We start from the raw sequence: 26,346 nt of genomic DNA, 5'->3' as shown, positions 1-26,346 counted from the left end.
GCTTTCCCGATATTTGTGTTCTTTTGTCGCGGTTTAAGAGCGACGTCGAGCAGCGTCATCTGCCATGGCTTCAAGGAAACGACAAATTGCTCGCTGATCTTCATCAGAAATAGTTCGGAATTGTTTTATCAATTCTTCTTCTGCAGCGCTGAACAGTTGACCCAACGGAGTCGATCGGCGACCGGTTAGCACATAGGCCGCATCTATGCCGCGCTCTTCAAGTGCAGATACGTATCGAAGATCGAGCGAACTTGCGCCCAATTCGTAGTTTTTCTGCGTGCCTCTGCTAACGCCTAGCAGCACACCAAAATCAGTTTGATTCAACCCCAAGCGCTCGCGCTCTTCCCTGAGGCGTTCACCCACTCGATCCGCTATGAGCATTTTTTTAACCATCACCATTGACCTGGTCATTTTTTGACCAAAAATCACCACAGACAAACGCAAACAAACAGAAACGAACAAGGGGTGCACTATGCCCGCCACCGTTACGCACGAGCAAGCCCGGGCTGCGCTTGATCGAAAAGGCGTCAGCATCGCGGAATTCAGCCGCAGACATGGCTTGAACAAAAATTTAGTCAGCGACCTTTTAAACGGTCGGATCAAAGGTCGCCGTGGGGAGGCACATCGAGCAGCCGTCCTACTTGGAATTAAAGACGGCGTGATTGAACAGTAGTGCCACGGAAAGACAGGGAAAAGTAGAAGATGAAAAGTCTGATCCTAGATACCCGCAAGGAAGTCACCAGCGAGATTATTCGAACCTACGCCGGTGGCCGCGAGGCTGCAGCCAACCGCTTGGGAATGAAGTTAAAAAAGTTCGATAACCATGCTTACGAAAACGCTGGCTGCTCGCCCCTCAGTGACGCGCAGATATTCATGCTCGAGCAGGAAAGCGGCACATACCACTTGGCGAACTACGTCGCCTCGATGTACGGGGGGCGCTTCATTCCAGTCGCCGACCCGGAAACACTGGATAACGTCGAACTCTATGCCCGCTCTTTGCAAGTCGCAGCCAAACGCGGCTGCGTTGACCAAGCTATTGCTCAAGCACTTGAGGACGGATCAATCAGCGAAGAAGAAGCCGAACTGATTCTGGACGCCAACAACCTGCATTTGGCAGCACGTCACGCCGAAGTGCTGGCGGCGATCGCACTTTACCGTGAGGGTAGAACTCAATGATTAACGCGCCTGCAGTAAAGGAATATCAGGACATGCTCAAGACCGCAGCGTTGGTCTTTCTTGAACGTCACAAATGCGAACACCTGAGCGACGATCAGCAGCTGCTAAAACGCGCAGTCCAACACCTGGTTGCCGACTTTGACGTGCTGACACCCACCGCAGAAAAAATGGTTCACCTGGCCTACAGCGACCTGTCTGCAGCCAGCGATCGGCAGCGGCTGGATGTTCTGAACAGCACGTCTACACACACTGTTATCACGGACACAGGCACCGGTCAGATTTGGGCCATCCCCGTCAGCCTGATCTATGAACGAATTCTGAACGCACCGGACAACGGGCGCTTCCGCATCACCACTCCGTAATACCCAACCAACAAACCCTCCCGATCCCCCATTCCCGTGGGTTTGGGTGAGCTGCGCCCGAAATTGAGGTTTGACGATGGAAAACGCTCTGAACATCCACGCAAAGCTGCCGCCGGAACAAGCTCAGGCGCTCTTGGCCAACCTGCGTGAACAGTACCGTCTCAGCCTCAATGACCTTTGGTACGCAGACCAATACCGATTCATTCCCGAAGGCCTGCGTCACGGATCGATCCTCGCTAATTGCCCTGTGATGGCCGCCCAGAAACACCTGATCGGCGCCCTCTCCCTCTGCCTTAAGAAAGTGAAGTAACGATGAAAGAGAAACTGCGTAGCGACGTGATCGAGCGCCTGACAAGCGATTACGGCCTCAAGCACCGGGCAAACACCGACTATATGCGCGGCGGCACCTGTCCGAAATGCCGGCAGAAGACGTTGTACACCCGCTTTGACGCTCCTTGGTTGGTGATCTGCGGCAGACCTGAAAAATGCGCTCATACCCTGCATGTAAAGGAACTGTACGAAGACCTGTTTGAAGACTGGAGCAAACGCGCGCCGGCGACAGATCAACACCCCAATGCAACCGCCCGCGCCTATCTGGAATTTGCCCGGGGTTTTCGCCTAGAGCTAATCCAGGGATGGTTCACACAGGAAAGCTATTACTCGGCAGAACACAATGCTGGCAGCGCCACCGTGCGCTTTGCCTTGGAGAAAGGCGGCTGGTGGGAAAGGCTGATCGACCGACCCCACCGTTTTGGAAAGATGAAGGCTCGCTTCAAATCCAAGGACAGCTATCGCGGCGTCTGGTGGTGCCCGCCCTGCGTCGACCTGCTCGAAGCCAAAGAAATCTGGATCGTAGAAGGCATCTTCGACGCGATCGCTTTGGTGCATAACGAAATCGCAGCCGTATCCGCCATGTCTTCGAATGCGTTCCCGGAGGAATCCTTACGGGCGCTCGTTCGTGACCGTGAGGGGAAGCTGCCGAAGCTGGTCTGGGCGCTGGACAACGAACCAGGTGCACATACCTACACCAAACGCTGGGCCAAGCAGGCGCGGGCGCTCGGGTTCGTTTGTGAGGCCGCGCAGATCCCTCTCCGTGACGGGAGGAAGACCGACTGGAACGACCTGCATCAACGTTGGAGTTTCATCGAAGACGAGAGCCAACGCGCCGACCAGATCGCGGCTGACCTGAAACAGGCGCGGCACCTGGGTGCGCTGCTGCTGGCGGAGAGCGCCGCCGAAAAAGCGCTGCTCATGTACGACTGGAACAAGCGCGGTGAATTCCACCTGGGCTTCGGCAGCCGCCTCTACTGGTTCAAGTTGGACATGGAGAAATTCAACCGGGCGATGCAGGACATCGAGGACAGCGAGAACCACGACGACCAGTTGCTCAACCAAGCCCAGCAGCGTGAGAAAGCGCTGCAGCAATCGGGCAGCGTGGTCGAGATTGCCAATTGCTACCCGCAAGCCCTGTATTTCCAGCGCAACGAAGTCACGGACGAGTCCTGGTATTACCTGCGCGTCGATTTCCCGCACGACTCCGAAAGCGTGAAAAACACCTTCACCAGCGGCCAGCTGTCCGCCGCCAGTGAATTCAAAAAGCGCCTGCTCGGCATGGCCGCCGGCGCTATGTTCACCGGCAGCGGGCAGCAGCTCGACAAGCTAATGAAGGACCAACTGTTCGGCATCAAAACCGTATCAACCATCGACTATGTCGGCTACAGCAAGGAATACGCCTGCTACGTCTACGGCGATATCGCGATCAAGGACGGCATTACCTATAAGGTCAACAGCGAAGACTATTTCGAGTTCGGCAAGCTGCGCCTGAAAACCCTGCAGAAGGGTGTGCCGATCAAGCTGCAGCGGGACGGCAAAGACTTCAACGAACAGTGGGTACGGTTGCTATGGACCTGCTTCGGCGCCCAGGGCTTCGTTGCGCTGTTGTTCTTCTTCGGCTCGCTGTTCTGCGAGCAGATCCGCGCCCGTTACCAGTCCTTCCCGTTTCTGGAAGCCACCGGCGAGGCCGGCGCCGGCAAGACCACCCTGCTCAACCTGCTGTGGAAGTTGCTGGGCCGCGAAGGCTATGAAGGGTTCGACCCTATGAAGTCGACCAAAGCGGGTCGCTCGCGCCTGATGGGGCAGGTCTCCGGCATGCCGGTGGTGTTTCTTGAGGCCGATCGCCACAGTGACGATCGGGCGCACGCGAAAACCTTTGAATGGGATGAACTGAAAGACTTCTACGGCGGCGGCACGTTGGCCACCAAAGGCGTCAAAACCGCGGGCAACGAAACGTACGAACCGCCTTTTCGCGGGACCATCGCCATCAGCCAAAACGCCGCCGTGGTGGCTCACGAAGCGATCATGACCCGGATCGTCAAGCTGCACTTTGTACGCCCGAACGTCACCCCGGAAAGCCGCGCTGCAGCGGACAAGCTGAACGCCCTGGACGGAGGCACACTCAGCCATTTCCTGATTCGGGCCGTCAGTAAAGAGTCGGCCGTCCTCGAGCTTTTCGCCCAGCGCATGCCCGAACACGAAGCCAAGTTGCGCCGGCTGCACACCCACTGCTTCGACTGCGGAACCGAGTTTCCAAGCGAACAAGGTAACTGCCGCAGTTGCGGATCCGACCTGCGCGGATACATCCGTGTGGAGCGGATCAGCAAGAACCACGCGCAGTTGCTTTCGCTGCTCGATGCCCTGCGCCTGGTTCTGAAACTGGACGAGCCTCAGGTAGCCGCGACCCAGCGGCAGATCGTCCGAATGGCGATCGAGCGCCAGGCCTCAATCAGCTCCGACCACCCGGCCGTTGCCGAATTCTGGGAAGTCTACGACTACCTCGAATCGCTCAATGATGACCCATTGGTCGATCACAGCAGCGACCCGAGCGTCATCGCGATCAACCTCAACGAATTCAGCGAACGAGCCGCCGAACACAAACAGAAGCTGGCCGACGTGGCCACCCTGCGCGACCTGCTGAAAGAGTCCCGCTCGCACAAGTTTCTGGAAGCAAACAAAGCCGTACACAGCGCAGTCCGCGCAGCGATGAACAGCAGAACACCCTTGGCGCCGAGCCGTCCCACAACGGTCAAGTGCTGGATCTTCAAAGCGTGAAAAGGAGGCTACACCGATGCAAATCCAAGTTTTTATGGGGAATGCCGGCGACGGCAACACGAACAAGCTGCAGGAGATCATTGATCGCCTGAGTGCACTGGGCAAGAGCCAGCCGGTGATTCAAGCCGGGGCTTACGGCGAGGACGGGCTGCTGCAGATTCTTGAAGTTCGTGCGGCAGGTGGCCAGCGCGAAGTCCTGGTGGACTCATGCAGCCCACAGCAGATTTTGAGCGTACTGGAATGGCAATCCTGTACCGAGGAAGACCCGAATTACGCTGACCTGGTTATTCACCTGGCCTGTCGGGACTGACGGAATAGAAGCGATGTCGAGGAGTTGCAGCTCCCCGACATCAACCACCACTGAGGGCAACACCATGGAAGCAAGGCACCAAAGCAGCAGTGATTTAAAGGCTAACACACTCAACAACAGTGACCCGCATGCACGGCATCTGATGGCTATCAGAATCGTAGGTACAGCGCTGTTTGATTATCGCGTACGGAAAACTGAAGCAGCGCGGATCCGGCTTGAATGCCTTACCAATTTCGCTAAGGAGTTGGGCGACATCGATGCGGCAGAGTTCGCTGTCGTCGCTCAACTACTGGCAGGCAAATCAACAACCGACCGCCCCCCAACTGATCGAACTTACTCACTCGAAGGAATCGCACTATGAAAACGCTCTTTGTACTGATGGCCCAATACAATGGCCAAGTGGTAATTCCCTTGGATCGAGTGTGCCAGGATTATTTCACGCACCTGACAACGGATATGTTTCAACGCAAGGTTGGTGCCGGGCAGATAAAGCTCCCGATTACTCGCATGGAGCCGAGCCAGAAAAGTGCGAAAGGTGTTCATATTGCAGACCTGTCGGCCTACCTGGATGAACAGCGCGCTGCAGCAGTCAAAGAAAGCAATCAACTGAACAGCGCGCCGCGCAGCAGCTAATTCACTTCAACGTTTTGGCGCCCAGTTTTACGGGCGCCTGCAGGATGCGCTCGAACCATTCCCAAGTTGCATATACGTCCCCTCGCCCGCGCAAGTGGGTATAACGGCGCATTGAGTTCCAGTCTCGATGGCCCGACACGCTCGCCACTCGCGGAATATCCCAATCCATTTCAAAAAGACGACTGACGCCTTCGTGGCGCAGATCGTGAAAATGCAGATCTTCAATGCCCAAGATTTTGCAGGCCCTTGTCCAGGACGTCGACACGGATTCAGCGCTGTAAGGAAAGATCTCAGGCAACACTTTAGGCATTGTCTGAAGGATCTCCCATGCTTCTGGCGGCAAATGACACCAGACGTCGTTACCGATTTTTTGCCCAGGGTTCTTCATGTCGCGAACCAGAACCCGATGGCCTGCTTCATCCAAGTCATCCCACCGGATCCGGGTAATCTCTTCTTGCCTACGTGTGGAAAACAACGCGAAGCCCGTCAGCTTTAGCATGTTGATAGAAGCCGGACGACGGCTTTGAATACTTCCAAAGTGCGTCAGCAGTTTGTCGAGCTCTCCCAAGGAAGGCCGGCGATCGCGCTCGCGGCTTTTCATGTTGTAACCGAGCTTTTTCAACACTCGGCGGGCGTCCGCCATTGCGTGCGGATCCACCTCATACCCCCATGCGGGCCGGGCGATCGAGAGAACCGCGCCCAGGTGTGCAAGATCGTTACCGGCGGTTTGAGGCTGAACGCCCCCGCCCTCCTTGCCCATGCGCCACAACGCATATTCGACCAGGTGCTGGCTGCTTACATCTCTGTCGTTCAACCTCCCCAGGTAGGATTCGCTGATCGCCTTCAACGTGCCGAGCTTCGTCTTCCCGAGAGGTCGCGCCTTGGTCATCTCGGCCAAGTACCGATCGATCATTTCCTTGACCGTCGCACCAGGTCGGTTTGCCCGCTCGATCGCACCTGGTTCGTCCAGTTCGGTTTCTCTTTTACGCACCCAAGCCTGTGCGGCCTGTTTTCGGGCGAAGGTCTGGCTCTCTTGGTAAACTTGCGCCCCATCGCGAAACAGGCGTATCTGTGCCGTGTAACTGGTGCTGCCGTCGGTGCGTTTCCGTGCTCTGATCGTGGCCATAGTCAACTGGTACAATTTGGAAAGTGATTGGTACATTGTACCAACCGACCTCAGAAAACGCCTATTTACCCCCTGAAACCGGCTTAAAACACGTAGAGCAAAATGGTACAGAATTCAGCTACATACCCAACAAACACCGGCTCTACGCTGTCTAGAAGGTTCTCCGTTGCGCCCATGATGGATTGGACTGACCGTCACTGCCGGTACTTCCTACGCCTGCTGTCGAAAAACGCCCTGCTCTACACCGAAATGGTCACCACTGGCGCTTTGCTCAACGGAGATCACGAACGTTTCCTCCGTCACAACGAAGCCGAGCATCCTCTGGCGTTGCAGTTGGGCGGTAGTGTTCCGCTGGACCTGGCCGCTTGCGCGCGTATGGCGCAGGAGCACGGTTACGACGAGGTGAATCTGAACGTTGGCTGCCCGAGTGATCGGGTGCAGAACAATATGATCGGTGCGTGCCTGATGGGGCATCCGCAGTTGGTGGCGGATTGTGTGAAGGCGATGCGGGATGCGGTGTCGATTCCGGTGACGGTGAAGCATCGGATCGGGATCAATGGGCGGGACAGTTATGAGCAGCTGTGCGATTTCGTCGGCACGGTGCGGGATGCCGGGTGCACCAGTTTTACGGTGCATGCGCGGATTGCGATTCTGGAGGGGTTGTCGCCGAAGGAGAACCGGGACATTCCGCCGTTGCGTTATGACGTGGCGGCGCGGTTGAAGGCTGATTTTCCGGAGCTGGAGATCATTCTGAACGGCGGGATCAAGACGATGGAGGCCTGCCATGAGCATTTGCAGACCTTTGACGGGGTGATGCTGGGGCGCGAGGCGTATCACAATCCTTATCTGCTGGCCGAGGTGGATCAGCAGTTGTTCGGCAGTTCGGCGCCGGTGATTTCTCGGGCCGAGGCGCTGGCGCAGTTGCGGCCTTATATAGCCGAGCATTTGCTGGCCGGCGGCGCGATGCATCACATCACCCGGCATGTGCTGGGCCTGGGCACCGGGTTCCCGGGGGCGCGCAAGTTTCGTCAGTTGTTGTCGGTGGATATCCACAAGGCCAAGGACCCGCTGGCGTTGCTGGATCAGGCGGCGGAGTTGCTGGCCGGGCGTTGAGGCCCGGCCTGAGCGGCTGAGGGTCAGGCGGCTGCGGCCGCCGTCCAGTTGACCCAGCCAAATTGCCAGGTCGCGAGGATCAGCAAGCCGAAGGCGATGCGGTACCAGGCGAAAGTGGCGTAGCTGTGGTTGGCAATGAACTTCAGCAGGCCGCGCACGGCGATCATTGCGAAGATGAACGCTACGACGAACCCCAGGGCGAAGACCGGCAGGTCGCTGCTCTGGAACAGTTCGCGGTACTTGTAGCCGGAATACACCGCAGCGCCGACCATGGTCGGCATCGCCAGGAAGAATGAGAACTCCGTGGCGGCCTTGCGTGACAGGCCGAACAGCAGACCGCCGATGATAGTGGAACCGGAGCGCGACGTGCCCGGAATCATCGCCAGACATTGCACGCAACCGATCTTCAGCGCATCAGCCCATTTCATGTCGTCTACATGGTCGACACTCACTGCATGATCGCGCTGCTCGGCCCACAACATCACGATACCGCCCACGACCAGGGCAACGGCAACGGTGATCGGGTTGAACAGGTATTCATGAATCGTGTCGGCGAATAACACGCCGAGAATGACCGCCGGGAAAAAGGCGATCAGCAGATTGCGAGTAAAACGTTGCGCATTATTCTGGGTCGGCAGGCCTTTGACGATCTCGAAGATCTTCGGGCGAAATTCCCAGACCACGGCCAGAATAGCGCCCAGTTGAATAATGATGTTGAACGCCATGGCGCGTTCGCCGCCGAACTCCAGCAAATCGGCAACAATAATCTGGTGGCCCGTACTGGAAATGGGCAGGAACTCGGTCAGGCCTTCTACCGCCCCGAGTATCAGCACCTTGAACAAGGTCAGTAAATCCATTAATCCTCCGTCGGCACGCTCTTTTACGGCGCGCCGTTAAATGCATTCAGGCATTGAGTATCTGAAGTAAAACAATTGGCAGATGCATACCCATTGCCCGACTCGGGGACGGAGAATATGTCTTATCAAAAGCCACACTCAAGGCATGTTAATAAACGTCCGTATGTGAACTTGTCGACGTTATAGCCAAAAGACGGGCCGCCACATAAAATGTGACCCAGCTCACACTGCTCTGATACGTATGCAGTTGAGTGGTGGCCAAGGGACATAAAAACAGGTCGCGATAATTACAAAATAGTGGCACCATTCCATATTGCCACCATCTAAAGCCCCCAATTTCGTTAGTTAACAGCCCCGAAAAAATCAACTAAAAGCTTGAATCGCTTAATTATTGTTAGAAAACTCGGGAGCCACGTCTAAAATCCGCGCAAATGTTACCAATTGTCAGTCACAGACGAGAACCGGTGCTTTAACATCCCGATGTCAGCACCTTATTCGAGTCAATGCATGATGCTCACAGGTAACTTAGCGACTAGAAGCCCGCGCCGCACAAGCGACGAACCAGGTGTTCTCACTCTGGGTCGTACCCGTGGCGTGGCTGAACACTTTAGCGCGCTAATCGCCAAGCACGTGCAGTCTGATCTGGCCATTGAGGCCGACTCTTACGCTAGTTCATATCAACAAAATGAATATCACGGCTTGTATCGGGCCATATTCATTGTCATCGACAGCCCTCAGGCGCTTGAAGACAACCTGGCATTGGTGGAAAGCCTGCGCAGCGATAACTTGAAGCCGATCATTTGTGCGGTGATCACCGGGCGCGGCGCGTTCAACAAGATCAAGTATTTCCTGGCCGGCGCCGACTTCTGTATCAAACTCAATACCTTGTCCGATGAAAGCGGTGACCTGCTGGGCGAATTCTTCAACAGTGAAGAATGGCAACGCGATACCAGCCTGGTGCTGGACCCTACCCGCATTTGCCTCTCGGACACCAACAAGAAACTCGATATTTCCTTTGCCGAAATGAAGATCCTGCAAGCCTTTGCGCAGACCGGCAATCACATTCTCAGCCATGATGAAATCGCCAGCATCATGGGGCTCAACACCCATTTCTACGATCCTCGGGCGCTGGAAAAATCCATCAGCCGCTTGCGTGGGAAAATCAAGGACGTGTACGGTACGAACGCCATACAGAGCATTCGCGGGTATGGCTATCGTCTGATGCGGGGGTTGATCTCGACCGCCTGATTCAGGGAATCACTCTTTTTGCAGCTTACGAGGGAACGTCTGATGCAACGCACTAAAAATCCGATGTCTCACTGTTTTAACTGCGTCACATATCTAATAAAAAGCTGTCAATTGCATGAGCGCTGCAACACTTAAACATAACAATAAACCATTACTCTAAAAGCAGACCGAGTGGAACTTATCGAGGGCCATCATTGGGCCCAGACCCTGCCTATCGATTATTTCCGAGGAAAACATTGCTCGCCTGCCCATTATTTTTTTCGCCAAATTTGGTGTGTACTTTAGGAGAGAGACATGGAAACCAGCACAACCCTCCCAAGAAAATACTTTGTTGTCGTGACTAATAGCTCGGCGTCGCAACGTGAACTTGAGAACATCCTCTCCAGCGAGCGTTTCAATTCGTTTGGCACGTCTCAGGCACAAATGTTTATTGAAGGTGTTGCTTCGCCCTCTTCCACTCCGATGCTGATGGAGTTCACTTACCCACGCGGCACAAGGAAGCATGTCGCACGCAGCATCGAACATGATACCCAGCGCATATTGGCCACCCTCGAATCGGAATGGCTGGCCGCACAATCGGCGCATTCATTCCACAGTTCCACGGCCATGTCCGAAAACCCCACCGATACTTCCCGCACGATCGAATCCGACACGCCGTGCACCGAAGCCTGGCATCTGGACAATGATCAGGGTGCATTGACGAAAGAAGGCGTCGAAATCAGTCTCACCGGGCTTGAAACCGCACTGGTCCGCAAGATGCTGCACCATGAAGAGCGTGTTGTCAGTCGGGACGATCTGATCCTCAGCATCGGCCGCGAGCCGGAACAATACCGGGGACTGGAAATGTGCCTGAGCCGTCTTCAAGACAAGTTCAAGAACGCCAGCAACGGTGAACGTTTGTTTCGCGCCGTGCGCAATCGCGGTTACTGCCTGATCCAGGAAGTTGTTGCCTAAACAATATTCCTCACGCCAAGACAAACAGATACAAGTGCGATTACAAAAATAAAAAAGCACTCTGTTTGGTTTCACCCCTCCCTGGTTATACCCGCCGCCTGACCCCACCTACGATAGCAAACACAAGATTGATTATTCACCCCCTGCCTTTCGACCTTTTCTAACGTTTGAATATTGAAATTTCAAATAAGTTGGCACTGTGCCATCTTGTTAGAACTCGTCAGACAGCATCCCCGGCAATAACTTAGTCTATTGACTGATGACAGTTCCGCATACCGGCGTTGTTACCTCAGGACACTGGCTCAAACAACAATAACAAGTCTGCTTAACAACTCGGCTTTCTACTGTCGAAACCTGAATGGACGTCTTTTGGGGATATCGTATGGATCTTTCTCTTCGTATCAATCGAAACACCGGCCTCAAGGGACTGACCTTTTGGGGCCAATGGGCGCTGGCACAGAGTTTCATTGTTTCACTGTTGTTCTTTCTGGCTGAACAGCACACCGGAACCGTCGAGTTCTATTACCGGATGTGCACGATCCTCGCGGTACTGGCGTCGGTTCCGGCCTATACATTCAGCGGCGCGTATCGAAAACGAGACAACTATCTGACCGGGCTGGGACGGCTGTTCATGGGTTGGTTCATGACCATGGCCGGGCTGGCGTTCATCGCCTTCATCTGCAAGGCCGATGCACTGTTCTCCCGCCAGGTCATCCTTGAATGGGCGGTGTACGGTTTCCTTGGCCAGGCGCTGCTTTACGCACCGCTGCATGCGTTCTCGAAGTTCTACCAGCGTTCGCGCAAAAGCGAACACAAGACCCTGATCGTCGGCACCGGCGAACTGGCTCTGGGCCTGGCGAAGAAGTTGAGCCAGCACGAAAACCTGCCGCTGGTCGGCCTGGTCAGCAACGGCGATACCCCTGGCCTGGAAGCGGATGCCCCACGCGTCGTCGGCGCTCAGGACGAACTGCTCGAACTGATCCAGGCTCACGACATCCGCCGCTTGTACATCACATTGCCGCTGTCGGAAGCCGCCAAAATCGAAGCGATGTATGTCGACCTGCTGGATGCCAACGTTGACGTGGTCTGGGTGCCAGACCTGAACAGCCTGACGCTGCTCAACCATTCGGTGAAAGTCGTGGACGGTCTGCCGGCGATCTACCTCAACGAAAGCCCGCTGACCAGCCGCCCGACCGCCGCGCTGAGCAAGAGCCTGGTGGAAAAAGCCGTCGCCCTGTTGGCCATCATTCTGTTGAGCCCGGTGCTGCTGGCCGTGGCGCTGGCGGTGAAGCTCACTTCGCCCGGCCCGGTGTTCTTCAAGCAGGATCGCCACGGCTGGAACGGCAAGGTGATCAAGGTCTGGAAATTCCGCTCGATGCGCGTGCACGATGACCGTGAAGTCAAACAGGCCAGCCGCAACGATTCGCGCATCACTCCGGTCGGTCGCTTCATCCGTCGCACGTCACTGGACGAGCTGCCGCAACTGTTCAACGTGCTGCAAGGCCACATGGCACTGGTCGGCCCACGTCCGCATGCCGTGGCGCACAACAACTACTACTCGGGCAAAATCCTCGCCTACATGGCCCGTCACCGAATCAAACCGGGCATCACTGGTCTGGCGCAGATCAGCGGTTGCCGGGGTGAGACAGATACCCTCGACAAGATGGAAAAGCGCGTCGAGATCGATCTGAAGTACATCAACAACTGGTCGCTGTGGCTGGATGTGAAGATCCTGGTGAAGACGCCGTTCACCCTGCTATCGAAGGATATTTACTGAGACGCAGGGCTTGAGAAGGCAACACCGCAAGGGGACGAGAGTCCCCTTTTTTGTGGGCGGGATTTGGGGGTTGGTCGTGGCTGTATCAAGATTCCCCTTCACCACAAACAAAAACGGGAGCCTACAGGCTCCCGCTTTGACTCCACACCCTCCCGAACCTACTCGGTAATCTTCCCGAAGTTGCGGTAGAACATGTCCCCTTCCCGACTGTCCGTCATCGAATGCAGCTGGAAGCTGCGGTTGAGCCGCGCACCACCGTCACGGGTCAGCGGTGCCCACACCAGGTTGGCGCGGCGCATCGTCGACATGCTCATCATTTCGTCGAACGGGATCGACAGGTACAGCCCCTTGTCGAAACTACCCTCGCCATACTCGGCGCTGCCAGCCGTGGTGATGGTCGCCCAGGCGCCAAAGCGCACGCCGTTGAAGAACTCGCGGGAGATATCCACCGTGCCGCCAAAGTCGCCGGCCAGATAACGCCCGACGCTGACGGCCGCCAGCGTGTCGAACGGCAGATCGGTGTAGCCGGTGATATGGCCGGTCCAGACCGAGTAATCACGCAGGCCGAAACCCTGGTCGAACTCACGCTGACGCACGTAGTTCAGGTCCGCACCGATCGACCAGCGCTTGCCGGTCGGACGAAACAGCACCTCGCCCCCGACCCCGGCGAACATCGACTCCAGATAACCGCCGTAGACCATGCCGTACAAATCCTTGTCCAGTTGCTCGGCGTGGCTGACCTGGAACAGCGGCATGGTGGTGTCCGACGTGGTCAGGTACTGACGCAAGTCGGTGCGCACACGGGGCAGGCCGCTGGGTGCGTCGTATTTGAACTTGTCGAAGTTGTTGATCAGGTTCTGACTGAGCAAACCGTTCCACCAGGTGTTGCGGTTGAAGCGGTACTCGGCGTCCAGATCCGCTGTGAACTGATAGAGCAAGCCATCGGGGCCGCCGACGTTCTGTTTGAAGCCCAGGCCGACGCCGTAATTGAAGTGCTGCGGCGCTTCGGTGTAGAGGGTTTTCTCGTTGCGCGGCATCGCCGGGTTGATCTCGGTGGTGCGGTGCAGCGATTCCAGCGGCTCTTCGTTGTTGATCACTTCGCGGAAGGTCTGCCGGGGCACGCTGGTTTCTTCCAGCGGCAGGTCGTAGCGCTTGTTGACCACGGTGAACCAGTCGATGTCGTCGTTGACGCTGTTGTCGAGAATCCGGCTCGCGCGGCCGACGGCCTTGGGCGAATGGAAATAACGCTGCTGCTCGCCGTAGACGATCAGTTCGGAATCGCGCTGGGTGATGCGCTCGACCTTGTAGCCGGCGTTCTGCTGCAAGCGGCGCGACACGTCGGCCCAGTTGACCTCCTCCATCGTCGTGCTCGGGGCCTTCGCCGGCAGCGGTTCGGCCGGCGGATCGAAGGTTTTGGCCGGGGCCTTGCGACTGACGAAATTGGTGTGGAACGTGATGCCGAACATCGCCGTGTTACCCCGCTCCCAGGCCGCGCTCACATCGACGGAATCGGTCACCTTGAACACCGCGCCAAGGTTGATCGGCGAGTCCTGCTTGATGATGTTGTCCTTGGGCTCGTGCTTGTAGTCGTTGCCATCGTATTCGAGTTTCAGGCTGAGGCGGTCCCAGGGTGTCTGGTAACTCACGCCGCCGAAAAAACCAGGTTTGCCGCGAAAGTACGACCCGGCGTTGACGTCACCGGTGCCTTCCAGGTCTGGTCTGGTTTTGAAGCGATCACTGGCCCAACCCAGCGGGTTGTCGAAATCGCCGCGATTACCGATGTAACCCCAGGCGATGCCGGCGCTGAAATCGAAATTGTCATAGCGTTTGTTGGCGACGAAGAATTCACTGGCAAACAAACCGGTACCACCGATGTCTCGAAAGCCCAGCGCCACTTCCGGCGCCCAGTGGCCTTCCTGCCACAGCCGGACCTTGGCGTCGACCGCCTTGTCCTTATAGCTCTGGCTGCCGCTCAGCGCTTCGGAACCGTACGGACGGTTGGTGATGGCGGTGTAGCGAAACGAACCTTCCAGCCAGTCGAGCGGCTGCAACGAAACGCTGTATCGGCTGTACGGTTCGGTGCGGTTGGCGTTGACACTCAACTCACCGGCGGGCGACATGCGCGCGGTCGGGGTCTGGAACAGACCGGCGCCGCCGAAGTCATTCTGGGTAATGCGTGGCTCGGCATGCACCAGGCCACACGGCAGTAACAACACAGCTGCAAAACGCAAATTCAACGAACCACCTCAGCCAACTGCGTGGCAATCAATTCGGCCAACTGCTGATTCAGTTCAGGGACAGGCGGATCCAGATCATCGTTTTTCACCGGCACCAGAATCTTGCTGCCGGCCACGGGCATCTGCCCGCTCTCGCGGTTCCAGTGGGCGATACCGACCCGCCGCGATTCACCGTTGGGCTGGATCAGCCACAGATAATCAGCATCGGCGTCGGCCTCCAGCAACGTGCAGCCCTGCAGATATTCGCGGGCCTCCTGCAACGGCTGATAAGGCAAGCGGCACGGCTCGGCGACGGCGCCCAGCACTTCGACTTCATCGACCCGTTTCGGATAGATCAGTTGATCGCCATCGTCGAGACGGATGTTGCGGGCGAAGCCGACTTCCACCGCCACCGGATCGAGATCGGCGATCTGCCGTCCGGTCACTGGCATCTGTCGGACCTGCTCGGTCAGGCGCTGGGCCAGCGCCGCACGACTCGGCTTGTCAAACAGCATCGCCATTCGATGCAACACATCCAGATCGAACAGCACGCCGACCTTGAGTCGCGTCTGTTCTTCGAGCAGCGACTGACGCAACAGAACGCCCGCCAGCCAGTAGCCTTCGGCGTTCGGTACGGCCTCGCCGATCACATCGCGCAAACGCCCGCCCGCTGGCAATTCGATCGGACCCGGGTTGGCGACATCACCGCTGACGATGACCGCTGCCTCGCTGATCCCGGTGAGCAACATCAGGCACGCCGAAAGCGCTCTGAGCCGCTTCACGGGACATGCCTGCGGTCAGGGGTCAGTTGCACGATCCTGACCCGCAACTGCGAGGTCAGTTGCTGTTCACTCTGCACAATGAAGCCGTCCACCGGATCGACCCAGTAACGATTGGTCGCGCGCAGGCCGATGGCCGGCGCATCAATCTGCTCGTCGACACGCAGCACGGTGTATTGCTTGTCGAGAATCTCGAGGGTTTCCAGGGACTTTCGGGAGAAGCGGCTGTTGAGGATGATCCCGACTTCCTGGCCCTTGTAGAGGTCGATCCAGCGGCGGCTGGTGTAGCCGTCGGTGACTTGGTGCAGACCCCGTTTGAACGGCGAGTCATCGGACAGGCGCGTGCCGTCCAGATCGCCCTCCACGCCCAGGCCGATGCTGCGCATCGCCAGGCCGTCGCGCATCAGCAGCACCTGCTTGCCGGAGGCGACCCAGAACTGCAGATCCTCGCGCTCACGCACCAGCGCCAGCACCCCGGAACCGGACGGCGTGGTCAGTTTGAGCTGGGGATACTTGACCCCGGCCACCTGCTGCGCCGACACATCGAGTTCATCCGGTCCGATGACCGACGCCTTGAGGTTGTTCAACGAAGCGCTCATCAACGGATTGCAGCCACTCAATAAGACGGCCGCCATCAGGCACACGCCCACTTTCAACGTTTTCACAGTCGGCGGCCTTATTTGCTGTTGTTACTGTATTCGCTCCAGTTCTTCGCAGCGGAAGCCCCCGTCCCGACAATCGATGCCGACGGCACCAACTGGCTGATCAGGCGATTCCAGCGAGTCACGTTGGCAGGCCCGACATAGACCACGTCCTGAGGCCGGACTTCGAAGTGCGAAGCGAGCGCCATGGCGGTCGGCGATTCGGCTTCCAGCTGGTAGATTTTCGCCGGCTCCACGTCGAGGTTTTCCACCCCGCGAATCACATACACGGCGTTGCCGTTGGAGGTGGTCTGGCTCAAGCCGCCGACCGACCCGAGCACGTCGGACAGGTTCATGGTGGCGGTCTTGAAACTCAGCGCACGGGGCTGGTTGACCTCGCCCATCACGTAGATGCGCTTGTTGTCGTTGTACGGCAGATACAGCTGATCGCCTCCCTTGAGGTAGACGTTCTGCAATTCGGAATCCTGCTGATTGAGGGCGTCGAGATTGAGCGGATAGACCCGCCCGTTGCGCGTCAGCATCAGCCCGGACAAATCGGCATTGTTGGTATCGACACCGGCCGAACCAAGGGCTTCGACCACGCTCAGCGGGTTGGTCGAAATCGCCTGGGGGCCGGCCTTGGTCACGGCGCCCGAGACCACGACTTTCTGGCTGGCGAAACGCAGCACCGCGACATCCACTTGCGGCTCGGCAATGAACGCCGAGAGACGTTGCTCGATGTCCGAACGCAGTTGCTGGATGGTTTTGCCCGCGGCCTGGACTTCCTTGATGTACGGGTAATACAACGTGCCGTCGGAGCGCACCAGACGGCCGTTGGCATCGATCTGCTGTTGCGCACCCGAAGGGGCGGTCAGCTCGGGATGATCCCAGACCGTGATGTACAGCACATCATTGCTGCCGATGCGATATTCGGCCGGGGTCGCCAACAACTCCGCCGGCACCGACTCACGCTTGTGCGTGGCGCGGTTCATGGCGATGAGCTTGGGGGTGATCTGAATGAGCTCGACCCGGCTGCTTTCGCTGGCGCCCTGGCGCGTGATGCTACTGGTGCTCAGGTACTGGCCGGGGGAGAACATGCAACCTTGCAAAGCGATACTTGCCAACAATAAAAGAGAAAAACGACGGTTCATAATGGCACTACGCTATTCAAGGGCGAATCCAAAACAAAGTCACCCGACTTTCGTCGGGCGACCCTGTACTGCACCAACAGATACTTCAGTTAGTTGTGCGTGCCGGTTGTACCCGTGGTACCGGTGGTACCCGTTGTACCGCCGTTGGCACTTCCACCACTGTTGGACGCCGCTACAGCACTGGCGACCATGGCAGTACTGGCAGCAGGCGCTGTAGAAGCCGCGACACTGCCAGATACATTGGTCACTGCTGTAAGCGGCGCTTCAGCTGCGGATGCCCAGTTGCTCAACATCGTCAACAGGGCAATCGCCATCACTTTTTTCATATCAACTCCTTTCTAACATCGCACCTGAACATCGGGTGTTCGTTAGAGGTGGTAGAGTTCAAGTCGCAAAAAGCGCGAACAAGATCCGTTGTTCTTTCACAGTCTTACCCAACTGATAAAAGTCGAACGGCAGGTTTATATCTACGGACTTGTAATAGGCATTGCCAGTCTAATTTCCCGACGATATCTAACAACCTGACTGAAACTAACATTGCACTAAAACGCCATCATCCCTGATAACCCCGGGGATGATTCGATTGCCAGCGCCAGGTGTCGGTGACCATGTCCTGCAAGTTGCGGGTGGCTTTCCAGCCGAGTTCCTTCGCCGCCTTGGAGGCGTCGGCCCAGCTCTCGGCAATATCCCCGGAACGCCGTGGCATCACCCGGAACGGCACTGGCTGCCCGCACGCCTTCTCAAACGCCCGCAGCACCTGCAACACGCTGTAGCCGTCGCCGGTGCCGAGGTTCCAGGTATGAATGCCGGTGCGGTCGGCGATGGTTTGCAGGGCTTTCAAGTGCCCGTCCGCCAGATCCACCACATGGATGTAATCGCGCACGCCGGTGCCGTCGACCGTCGGGTAATCGTCGCCGAAGATCGACAATTCCTTCAGGCTGCCGACCGCCACCTGGCTGATGTAAGGCACCAGATTGTTGGGGATGCCGTTGGGATCTTCGCCCATCTGCCCGCTGTGATGTGCGCCGATCGGGTTGAAGTAGCGCAGCAGCGCGATGCTCCAGCGCGGTTCGGACTGGCACAGGTCGCGCAGCACGTTCTCGACGATCAGCTTGGACTGGCCGTAGGGATTGGTCGGATTGCCGGTCGGGAAATCCTCGCGGATCGGCATCTGCGCCGGCTCGCCGTAGACCGTGGCGGACGAGCTGAACACCAGCCGGAACACCCCCGCCGCCGCCATCGCCTGGCACAGCGTGATACTGCCGCTGACGTTGGTTTCGTAGTATTCGAGCGGCTTGCGCACGCTCTCGCCCACGGCCTTGAGCCCGGCGAAATGCAGCACGGCATCGATGGCGTGCTGCTGGAAAATCCGGTCCAGCAGGGCCCGGTCACAGACATCCCCGCGAATCATCAGCGCACTTTTGCCGCAAATGGCTTCCACCGCGTGCAATGCCGCGTCGCTGCTGTTGCAAAGATTATCCAGAACTACAACTTCGTAACCTGCTTCAAGTAGTGCAAGTGTGGTGTGCGAGCCGATATAGCCGGCGCCACCCGTTACCAGAATCTTCATAGCGCGGTCCATAGTGGGAAAAGTGCCAACTCGCGTGTCAAGCCCTGTCTGTTTAATGTGTGCCTTGATTCACACAAACAGGGCGACAACAACCAGAAACAAAAACAGTTCAATCACTGGCTATAAATATTTTTACAAGCCAAACTGTATTGCCTGGTACTTATTAGCACTCCCGCGCATTCATCACTATCAACGGATGCCGACTAAAAATAACCAATAACTGTCAAACCGACATCTCATAACATTGTCGTGTTTTACACTCATTGCTATTTGCCACTTCTCTCCCGAGTCAGGTATTAAAGTACAGCTTCAATAACTTGCAACTTTTCGTTATTGCAATAAACGATGGCAGTGCGCCATGAATGACCAGGAAACTTTTATGATCCGTAAATGTTTGTTCCCCGCTGCCGGTTATGGCACGCGTTTCTTGCCGGCCACCAAAGCCATGCCCAAGGAAATGCTGCCGATCGTCAACAAACCGTTGATCGAATACGCCGTGGAAGAAGCACGGGACGCCGGCCTGCAACACATGGCCATCGTCACCGGCCGGGGCAAGCGCGCACTGGAAGACCACTTCGACATCAGCTATGAACTCGAACACCAGATTCGCGGCACCGAGAAAGAGAAATTCCTGGCTGGCACTCGCGAGCTGATCGACACCTGCACGTTCTCCTACACCCGTCAGGTGGAAATGAAAGGCCTGGGTCACGCGATTCTCAGCGGTCGGCCGTTGATCGGTGACGAGCCCTTCGCCGTGGTGCTGGCGGACGACCTGTGCCTGAACCTCGAAGGCGACGGCGTTCTCACCCAGATGATCGAGCTGTACAGGAAATTCCGCTGCTCGATCGTCGCCATCCAGGAAGTCCCGCGCGACCAGACTCACAAATACGGCGTGATCGCCGGCGAGGCGATTTCCGACGGTATTTACCGGGTCAACCACATGGTGGAAAAACCGGCACCACAAGACGCACCGTCGAACCTGGCGATCATCGGCCGCTACATCCTGACGCCGGACATCTTCGACCTGATCGCCGATACCCAGCCGGGCAAGGGCGGCGAAATCCAGATCACCGACGCCCTGATGAAACAGGCGCAGAACGGTTGCGTGCTGGCCTACAAGTTCAAGGGCCTGCGCTTCGATTGCGGCGACGCCGAGGGTTACCTGCAGGCGACCAACTTCTGCTACGAGAACGTTTACCTGAAGGGCCGCTGAGCGGCCCCCATTGATCCATCGCGGCACGCACATCCAACGAGGCAACCATGAACATTGCACAACATTCCGCAGAGATTGAACGTGAGGTGGACAACCTCGGGGTGATGAGCTGGTTATCCCGCCATCAGCCATTGCCAAGCGCCAATGGCCCGTGGCTGGGCACCCTGCTGCTGGTCGACCGCCTCGGCGTGTTTCCCTCCTCCGGGGACATTCGCCGACCGATGCGCGATCCCTGGCCCCTGCTCGCCCACCTGAAACGGATCTACAGCGAACAGGCGCTGGAGGTCGATGACCGCGACGGCCTGAAAGTGATTTTCAGCGACTGGCGTTTTCGCGTGCGGATCTGCTGCAACGACCCAGCGATCATCGTCAACGTGGAAACCCGTTGCGTGACGCAGTTGATGCCGCAGAAAACCGAAGAGCTGCTGAGTCATCTGGATCTGTTCGACAACTGACGGCTATTTCGAAGTCTCGCCACAGTTGTCCTGTGGCGAGACTTTTTGCTGTCCGCCCACGACCCAACGATAGAAGTAATCGGCAATCACCCGCCCGCCGGTGGCCGGCAGCGGATGAATCTTGTCGGGCCCGATCATGGCCGCCGCGTAGCGTTTGACGTCGGTGCCGAACGCGCATTGCAGATTGGCATAACCCAGGTGCTGCGCACGGGCCCAGGGCTCGATGACCTGCGCATACGCCGACATCGGATAGGCGCTGGAGCGGGTGGTGTCCTGACGCAGGATCAGGTTGATGCTCGCCGCCGGTTGAATCTCGCGGAGCATGCCGACCAGACCCTGAACATTGTGCAGATACTGCTCGGGCTTCACGCCAAAACCCTGATCGTTGCCACCGAGCATGATCAGGTAAATGTCTGCGGGAATCTTCGAGACCACGGCTTTCCACTGCGCCTGCCAGCGAGCATCGTCGTGGTAGAAATCAGCGGACGCCGCGCCGGACGCGGCCAGTTTCGATACCCGAACTCCGTTCTGATCGTTGCTCAGCCACAGGCCGAACAAGGTCGGCGCGCCCTTCAGCACTTCCAGTCTGAAAGCCCAATCGGTGACGGCCGATGTGCCGGTCAGCGGGACTTCCTGAACGCCCTCGCCTGCGAGTTTCAACGGTTGCCAGTCAGCGGAAGGTGACCAGCGATAACGCAGCTCACTGGGCTCACCGTTGCCGAGGTAAAGCAGTTTGGCCTGAGTGACGGCGGTGTTGATGGCGGGCGTCGGGCTGGCCTCGACTTGCAGCCAGGCGCCGGGCCGACCAGTCAGGGTGCGGCTGTCGGGGCTGGCCTGGCCAAGGCCGGAGACCTGCCAGTCGCCGCCGAAATACTTCTCGCTGCTGCGGGTGTACTTGAAATGCGTGCCGCCCAGCGCTGCGCCGTGGTTGAAGCCGACATAACCCGGCCCGGCAAACCCGACCTCCCCGGCCACGCGTTGCACCAGTCTGTTCAGGTAGAAATCCTGCCCGGCGCTGTAGCTGTCGCCGATCACCGAGATCGACAACACCTTGCCGGCCTTGCCTTCACGCCACTGGCCAAACCGCTGGCGAGCGTCGCCGACTTGCACCACCGACGCCGCTACCGGCGGAACATCATCAACAGCCAGCATGGATCGCTTCCTTCATCGGGTCTGCGCCACCGGGGCAATGGTCGCCACCGGTTTCTTTTTCGTCGCGGCACGTTCGCCGAGGAACAGCACGGAGGTGAAGTTGAACCGGCTGAAAATCATCGACAACAGCACCGGCCCGAGCAAGCCACACATCACGCCGCAGAACACCAGCACGCTTTCGTCTTTCACACCGAGGCGGCCAAGGATCGAGCGCGAAGTAGCGGCGAACAACACATGAAACAGGAAAATCGAGTAGGAATAACCGCCGAGCCAGGTCAGCGCCTTCGAGCGCATGTCACTGGACAGCAACGCAATGCACGACACGCAGCCCACCGTCAGACCGATCAGGCTGCGGCGGTCGATGATCAGCTCGCGGTCCACCGCCGCCACGTACAGCAGCGTCAATGAGATCAGCACAAACACCAGCGGACCGATCACCTTGAACGTCTGCTTCAGCTCGCTGACTTTTTCCTGGCCGATCATGCCTGCCACGAAGAACGGCAGCAGATAAATCGCCCCGTTGATGCCAAACGCGTCCAGCGCGAACGGCGGCAACAGGAACACCGCCGCCGCAAACGCGAACAACAGGTACAGACGCGTCGGCGTGCGCAGCAAACCGCGCCATTCCAGCAGGCCGACAAACATGAAAATGATGAACACCGCCTGCAGGAACCAGAAGTGGTTGATCGGCACGTAAAACGACAACAGCGCATCCATCACGCTGACGTCCTTGTTCACGCCCGGCCCCACCGCCTGCAGCACCGAGAACGGCACCCCGACGCAAAACAGCGGCACGATCAGGCGCCGCACCTTGCCGCTGAAGAACGCCGAAAAGTCATTGTTGCGAATCTTGTAGATGGAATAGATGTAGCCAGAGATGAAGGTGAACAGCGGCATGCGCACGTACACCATCGAATCGGCGATCACCCGGAACGGCGAGCCGATGTCGATTTTCAAACCACCGCCCAACGGCCCGATCACGTGATAGAGCACCAGCAACAGGCACGCCAGGCCACGCAGGGTTTCGATCTCCAGGGACTTTTTCTTGCTCGACATAAAGCACCCGCCTCAATTCAGGATTCTGGATTCAACCTTCACCGGTTTGTTCGCCCGCAGCATCAATCCCAGGCCCACGAACAACACCGGCACCACCATCGAAAAGTGCCGGGCGAACGAGCCGAAGTCCGGTTCGAACAAGCCTTGAACCAGCAGGAACGCCAGCGGAATCGCGATCAGTTCCTTGGGTTTGGTCTGGATCGGCGCGCCCTTGTAATCAGTCGAGGTGATGACTTTGAACAGCAGCAGCGCGGTCATGATCATCAACGCCACGAAGATCACCTGACCCGGCCCGGACAGCAGGATCAACTCAACGGGGAACGACAACCGGAAGAAAATGATCATCGAGTCCAGGGCCTGCGAGACGAAGTCGCTGCCGCTGAGCCACGAGACGATCAGCGATTTGGAACCCTCCTCGCCCGCCGTGCGCAATTCGTTGTTGCTGGCGCGAATCGACGACACCGGAAAGCCCAGCGCCAGCTGGATCGCCATCGCAACCGCCAGGTAAAACAGGAACAGCATCAGGAAGAAGGTCGTGCGCGACACATACTTCTTCATCACGCAGACGCCGACCCAGGACAGCGAAAACAGAATCCAGTACGGCCGGATCAGCACGCCGTAGATCGCCGCCGAGAGGAAAAATCCGCCGCGATATTTGCGCGTCAGCGAGCTGAACAGAATGCTCAGCACCGCCACCGACACGATGATTTCCTTGGTCAGGTTTTCCAGGAAAAACGAACGGACGACGCCCCACAGGCACAGGGTGCCGAAGATGGCCAGCGGCATGCGCCGGAACACCACCACGGGAATGGCCGTGAGGAAAAAGTTGCAGAACATCCCGTAGGCCCAGGCGTTGGTCAGGTTGATTCCGGTGGGCCGCAGCAGGAATGCCGAACACTCGTAGGACGAGCGGTCCGGCGAGAACGGGTTCCAGAAATTGCAGTTGTCGGCCCGGGCGTAGGACGACCACAGGGTCATCGCGTCCGGGCCCGGATCGCGGGGAATCAGCAGCGGCATGGCCACCGACAGAAACAGCCCGGTGAACAGGATCAGGAACGACAGCGACGAATCGAGACGGCGGCCGCGAAACTCGATGCACGGCAGTTTCAGGCCCATGACACGACAGCCTTTTTCGCGCGCGTGGCGCGGGTCAGCAGGGCAATCACGCCGAGTTGCACGATGATCGCGAAAACGTTGCCCCAGGCCGCGCCGTAAATCGAATAGTGCTTGATCAGCAGGTAACTGACCGGCACTGAAACCAACAGACAAATGGCCGCGCTGGCGAGGGACACCCGACTGTTTTTCGACGCAATCAACCCGCCCCAGACGATGTCGCCAATGGCACGCAGGGCGAAGGAAAAAATCAGCACGCCGAGGATGCCGTTGTCCGGACGCGGAACGCTGGTGGCGACGTAATCGAGCACCACGTTGAAAAACAGATAAATGCCCACCGCGACCACCGCCGACACCGCCAGCGAGCGCGCGACCCATTTGTTCACGAACAACTGCCTGACCGTGAACGGTTGCTGATCGGCCTGATAACGCTTGGCGAGCAGCGGAATGCCGACCACCGCCACCACCGCGTAAGACAACGCCTGCAAGGTGTTGGCCGCCGACCACGCGTACACATATTTACCGAGGCTGGCGTAGGGTTCGAGGTCGATGATCAGAAAGCGCTCGGCGTACTGACTCAGCGCGATAAGGCCAGTGCCGAGGTAAAACGGCAACCCGGCTTTCCACACGGCCGCCGTCGCCAGCGTCCCCTCCTCCCGGCCGTGATGGACCTTCACCACGATCAGGTAACCGGCGACGATCACCAGCACGTTGGCGATGACCCACAGCCACAACACGCTGGCAATTGCGGACACCCAGCCGAGCGCCATCCCGCCCACGGCCAGCAGCGCCCAGAGCCCGGTCTTGATGAAAAACAGCAGCGCACCCGCCGTGGCTTTCTGCGCGGAAAACACGAACGAGTTGATCTCGAACGACAGGTGTTCGGTGAGCAGCACCAGCGTCACGCAGGCGATCAGCGCGGTCGTCGCTTCCAGCGACTGGAACAGCGAATAGATCACCACCGTCAGCACCGACAACGCCAGGCCCACGGCCAGGTACAACAGCAACACCTTGTTCACGACCCGGCGCGAACTGCCGCCCACGCTGATCAGCCGGTTGATTTCGGAACTGAAACCGACGCTGTAGAACTTCGACGCGATCAACGAAGCCGCGACCACCACGCCGTAAAAACCCAGCGCCTCGTAACCGAGGTAATGGGTGATGGCGAGCACCAGCAAGAACTTCGCGCCCAGTGCCCCGCCCCGCAGCAACAGCCGGAATATCATCGAATGACGCCCTTGATGATGTCGTCCATGGCCACGGTTTTCGCCTCGATCTCGCGGCAGGTGTCGGTCAGGCGTTTGCCGAAATTCGACAGCGCATCGGGTGCGTAAACCGTGTCGATGATGGTGTCGACATCGATGTCGCCACCGTTGATGACCCAGTCCTCGACGCCCATGTCCTGATAGGCACCGAAGCCTTTGCGTTCATAGCTGATGTGATACGCCGGCACGCCCGAGAGCAGCGATTCGATTGCGCCGTGCAGGCGTACGGAAATCACCAGGTCCGGCTGGTATTTGGCCAGCGTCGCCTTCAGCGGCAACAGGTCTTCGCTGATACCCAGTTCGCGATAAAACGCGCCGTCATCGTTACCCCGCACAGCGCTCTGTACGGCGCAGACCACTTTGCTTTTGTTCTTCAAACGCTGCAGCAGCACCTTCAGGTTGGCCACGTAGGCGAGCTTCTTTTCCTTGCTCCACGCCGGCGGTTTGCGCAGCACTACGCACACCGTCGCCGGTGTCGAGGCGCAGCGGGTGAACTTGGGTTGCTGAAGAATCTTGCCGGCCAGCGCCTGCACCGCGAGATCCGGAGCGCGGTAGACATTTTCACAGGCATCGAACAGCGCCGAGGAGCGGTTATCGCGCACGAACACTGCATCGGCGCTGGCGTAGTGGCCGACGATCTTGTCGCTGTCGCCGTGGAACGGCCCGATGCTTTGCGGCAGGTACACCGACGGCACTTTGCTGAGGATCGCGGTTTCCAGTTGCTTGGCGTGGCCGAGTTTCAGCTTGATGTGTTCGAAGGCACTTTTCGAGCGCATGTAGCCGCCACCGACGCCGACGATCAGATCGGTTTTCTTCAACAGATCCGCCAACCCGGCGTACGACTGATTGAGGAATACCGCCTGCTTGACCCGGCCCAGGCCCTTGGCTGCCATGACCGGCGCGTCAAAACGCGGGTGCGGCAGGTATTTGAAGGAATCCGGATCGGAAGCCACGACGCTGATCGCGGTGTCTTCGCCAAAGTTGCGCTGCACCAGCGCAATGGCCAGATCGACCAGCAGACCATCGCCGGAATTGGAGGCACTGTAGCCATGCAAAATCGTTACGTTCATG

At 58.0% G+C, this 26,346-nt stretch carries 28 protein-coding genes; 14 read left to right on the top strand and 14 right to left on the bottom strand.

What is annotated here, in order from left to right; genetic code table 11:
- Positions 1 to 33: 33 nt before the first annotated feature.
- Positions 34 to 381 (bottom strand): helix-turn-helix domain-containing protein, encoded by a 348-nt coding sequence (locus CAF73_RS25440; RefSeq protein ID WP_176247772.1) that lies wholly within the window; start codon positions 379 to 381, stop codon positions 34 to 36.
- Between the two features lie 91 nt (positions 382 to 472).
- Here CAF73_RS25440 and CAF73_RS25435 point away from each other — a divergent pair, with 91 nt between their 5' ends.
- From CAF73_RS25435 to CAF73_RS25400, 8 genes are all read left to right on the top strand, one after another.
- Positions 473 to 673, top strand: coding sequence for a DNA-binding protein (locus CAF73_RS25435; protein ID WP_085704612.1), 201 nt, complete (start codon positions 473 to 475; stop codon positions 671 to 673).
- 29 nt (positions 674 to 702) lie between these two features.
- Positions 703 to 1,176 (top strand): YmfL family putative regulatory protein, encoded by a 474-nt coding sequence (locus CAF73_RS25430; protein ID WP_085704610.1) that lies wholly within the window; start codon positions 703 to 705, stop codon positions 1,174 to 1,176.
- The gene (locus CAF73_RS25425) at positions 1,173 to 1,538 is read left to right on the top strand and encodes a hypothetical protein (RefSeq protein ID WP_085704607.1); all 366 of its coding nucleotides are present in this window, start codon (positions 1,173 to 1,175) and stop codon (positions 1,536 to 1,538) included. The genes CAF73_RS25430 and CAF73_RS25425 overlap by 4 nt, the downstream gene beginning before the upstream one ends.
- A 76-nt stretch (positions 1,539 to 1,614) precedes the next feature.
- On the top strand, positions 1,615 to 1,848 hold the full coding sequence (locus tag CAF73_RS25420; RefSeq protein ID WP_047293115.1) for a hypothetical protein: 234 nt from the start codon (positions 1,615 to 1,617) through the stop codon (positions 1,846 to 1,848).
- A gap of 2 nt (positions 1,849 to 1,850) precedes the next feature.
- Positions 1,851 to 4,646 (top strand): toprim domain-containing protein, encoded by a 2,796-nt coding sequence (locus CAF73_RS25415; protein WP_085704605.1) that lies wholly within the window; start codon positions 1,851 to 1,853, stop codon positions 4,644 to 4,646.
- Between the two features lie 16 nt (positions 4,647 to 4,662).
- A complete protein-coding gene (locus tag CAF73_RS25410) occupies positions 4,663 to 4,956 on the top strand; it encodes a hypothetical protein (protein ID WP_085704603.1) in 294 nt (97 codons plus the stop codon).
- 64 nt (positions 4,957 to 5,020) lie between these two features.
- Positions 5,021 to 5,317: a hypothetical protein gene (locus CAF73_RS25405; RefSeq protein WP_085704601.1), complete on the top strand. Its 297-nt coding sequence runs from the start codon at positions 5,021 to 5,023 to the stop codon at positions 5,315 to 5,317.
- Positions 5,314 to 5,589, top strand: a complete 276-nt coding sequence (locus CAF73_RS25400; protein ID WP_025111104.1) for a pyocin activator PrtN family protein — start codon at positions 5,314 to 5,316, stop codon at positions 5,587 to 5,589. Before CAF73_RS25405 ends, CAF73_RS25400 begins: the two co-directional genes overlap by 4 nt.
- 1 nt (position 5,590) lies before the next feature.
- Here the strand turns inward: CAF73_RS25400 and CAF73_RS25395 are convergent, their stop codons facing one another.
- Entirely contained in the window at positions 5,591 to 6,715 is a 1,125-nt protein-coding gene (locus tag CAF73_RS25395; protein WP_085704670.1) for a site-specific integrase, read from the bottom strand.
- A 102-nt stretch (positions 6,716 to 6,817) separates the two neighbouring features.
- On the opposite strand from CAF73_RS25395, the gene dusA reads away from it, so the two are divergent.
- On the top strand, positions 6,818 to 7,828 hold the full coding sequence (dusA, locus tag CAF73_RS25390; protein ID WP_085704599.1) for a tRNA dihydrouridine(20/20a) synthase DusA: 1,011 nt from the start codon (positions 6,818 to 6,820) through the stop codon (positions 7,826 to 7,828).
- A gap of 23 nt (positions 7,829 to 7,851) precedes the next feature.
- Here dusA and CAF73_RS25385 read toward each other — a convergent pair whose 3' ends face one another.
- A complete protein-coding gene (locus CAF73_RS25385) occupies positions 7,852 to 8,685 on the bottom strand; it encodes an undecaprenyl-diphosphate phosphatase (RefSeq protein ID WP_085700470.1) in 834 nt (277 codons plus the stop codon).
- Positions 8,686 to 9,192: 507 nt separating this feature from the next.
- Here CAF73_RS25385 and CAF73_RS25380 point away from each other — a divergent pair.
- The 3 genes from CAF73_RS25380 to CAF73_RS25370 all read left to right on the top strand — a co-directional run bounded on the left by CAF73_RS25380 (position 9,193) and on the right by CAF73_RS25370 (position 12,664).
- Positions 9,193 to 9,933: a winged helix-turn-helix domain-containing protein gene (locus CAF73_RS25380; RefSeq protein WP_085700471.1), complete on the top strand. Its 741-nt coding sequence runs from the start codon at positions 9,193 to 9,195 to the stop codon at positions 9,931 to 9,933.
- Between the two features lie 294 nt (positions 9,934 to 10,227).
- Positions 10,228 to 10,887, top strand: coding sequence for a helix-turn-helix domain-containing protein (locus CAF73_RS25375; RefSeq protein WP_085704598.1), 660 nt, complete (start codon positions 10,228 to 10,230; stop codon positions 10,885 to 10,887).
- Positions 10,888 to 11,269: 382 nt separating this feature from the next.
- Complete coding sequence (locus CAF73_RS25370) at positions 11,270 to 12,664, top strand: undecaprenyl-phosphate glucose phosphotransferase (RefSeq protein WP_085700473.1); 1,395 nt, start codon at positions 11,270 to 11,272, stop codon at positions 12,662 to 12,664.
- A 158-nt stretch (positions 12,665 to 12,822) separates the two neighbouring features.
- Here the strand turns inward: CAF73_RS25370 and CAF73_RS25365 are convergent, their stop codons facing one another.
- The 6 genes from CAF73_RS25365 to galE all read right to left on the bottom strand — a co-directional run bounded on the left by CAF73_RS25365 (position 12,823) and on the right by galE (position 19,021).
- Complete coding sequence (locus CAF73_RS25365; RefSeq protein ID WP_085704596.1) at positions 12,823 to 14,901, bottom strand: YjbH domain-containing protein; 2,079 nt, start codon at positions 14,899 to 14,901, stop codon at positions 12,823 to 12,825.
- Positions 14,898 to 15,629: a capsule biosynthesis GfcC family protein gene (locus CAF73_RS25360; RefSeq protein ID WP_085700475.1), complete on the bottom strand. Its 732-nt coding sequence runs from the start codon at positions 15,627 to 15,629 to the stop codon at positions 14,898 to 14,900. The genes CAF73_RS25365 and CAF73_RS25360 overlap by 4 nt, the downstream gene beginning before the upstream one ends.
- 29 nt (positions 15,630 to 15,658) lie before the next feature.
- Complete coding sequence (locus CAF73_RS25355; RefSeq protein ID WP_085704594.1) at positions 15,659 to 16,324, bottom strand: YjbF family lipoprotein; 666 nt, start codon at positions 16,322 to 16,324, stop codon at positions 15,659 to 15,661.
- A gap of 11 nt (positions 16,325 to 16,335) precedes the next feature.
- Complete coding sequence (locus CAF73_RS25350; RefSeq protein ID WP_176247771.1) at positions 16,336 to 17,451, bottom strand: polysaccharide biosynthesis/export family protein; 1,116 nt, start codon at positions 17,449 to 17,451, stop codon at positions 16,336 to 16,338.
- Positions 17,452 to 17,540: 89 nt separating this feature from the next.
- Positions 17,541 to 17,777: a hypothetical protein gene (locus CAF73_RS25345; RefSeq protein ID WP_003226528.1), complete on the bottom strand. Its 237-nt coding sequence runs from the start codon at positions 17,775 to 17,777 to the stop codon at positions 17,541 to 17,543.
- Positions 17,778 to 18,004: 227 nt separating this feature from the next.
- On the bottom strand, positions 18,005 to 19,021 hold the full coding sequence (galE, locus tag CAF73_RS25340) for a UDP-glucose 4-epimerase GalE (RefSeq protein ID WP_085700478.1): 1,017 nt from the start codon (positions 19,019 to 19,021) through the stop codon (positions 18,005 to 18,007).
- 379 nt (positions 19,022 to 19,400) lie between these two features.
- On the opposite strand from galE, the gene galU reads away from it, so the two are divergent.
- Both galU and CAF73_RS25330 read left to right on the top strand, forming a co-directional pair.
- Positions 19,401 to 20,234 (top strand): UTP--glucose-1-phosphate uridylyltransferase GalU, encoded by an 834-nt coding sequence (gene galU, locus CAF73_RS25335; protein ID WP_085700479.1) that lies wholly within the window; start codon positions 19,401 to 19,403, stop codon positions 20,232 to 20,234.
- Positions 20,235 to 20,281: 47 nt separating this feature from the next.
- A complete protein-coding gene (locus CAF73_RS25330; protein WP_085704592.1) occupies positions 20,282 to 20,689 on the top strand; it encodes a mannose-1-phosphate guanylyltransferase in 408 nt (135 codons plus the stop codon).
- Between the two features lie 3 nt (positions 20,690 to 20,692).
- Here the strand turns inward: CAF73_RS25330 and CAF73_RS25325 are convergent, their stop codons facing one another.
- Genes CAF73_RS25325 through CAF73_RS25305 form a run of 5 tightly spaced genes read right to left on the bottom strand, consistent with a single transcriptional unit; the run spans position 20,693 to position 26,345 of the window.
- Positions 20,693 to 21,841 (bottom strand): SGNH/GDSL hydrolase family protein, encoded by a 1,149-nt coding sequence (locus CAF73_RS25325; protein ID WP_085704590.1) that lies wholly within the window; start codon positions 21,839 to 21,841, stop codon positions 20,693 to 20,695.
- Between the two features lie 12 nt (positions 21,842 to 21,853).
- A complete protein-coding gene (locus CAF73_RS25320) occupies positions 21,854 to 22,897 on the bottom strand; it encodes an acyltransferase family protein (protein WP_085704588.1) in 1,044 nt (347 codons plus the stop codon).
- A 12-nt stretch (positions 22,898 to 22,909) separates the two neighbouring features.
- Positions 22,910 to 24,013, bottom strand: coding sequence for a hypothetical protein (locus CAF73_RS25315; protein WP_085704586.1), 1,104 nt, complete (start codon positions 24,011 to 24,013; stop codon positions 22,910 to 22,912).
- Positions 24,004 to 25,236: a polysaccharide biosynthesis C-terminal domain-containing protein gene (locus CAF73_RS25310; protein WP_085704584.1), complete on the bottom strand. Its 1,233-nt coding sequence runs from the start codon at positions 25,234 to 25,236 to the stop codon at positions 24,004 to 24,006. The genes CAF73_RS25315 and CAF73_RS25310 overlap by 10 nt, the downstream gene beginning before the upstream one ends.
- Positions 25,233 to 26,345, bottom strand: coding sequence for a polysaccharide pyruvyl transferase family protein (locus CAF73_RS25305; protein WP_085704582.1), 1,113 nt, complete (start codon positions 26,343 to 26,345; stop codon positions 25,233 to 25,235). The genes CAF73_RS25310 and CAF73_RS25305 overlap by 4 nt, the downstream gene beginning before the upstream one ends.
- Position 26,346 lies beyond the last annotated feature (1 nt).

The sequence above is a fragment of the Pseudomonas sp. B15(2017) genome, from assembly GCF_002113215.1.
In the GTDB taxonomy this organism is placed as follows: Bacteria; Pseudomonadota; Gammaproteobacteria; order Pseudomonadales; family Pseudomonadaceae; genus Aquipseudomonas.
This window is presented reverse-complemented; position numbering and strand designations above follow the sequence as displayed.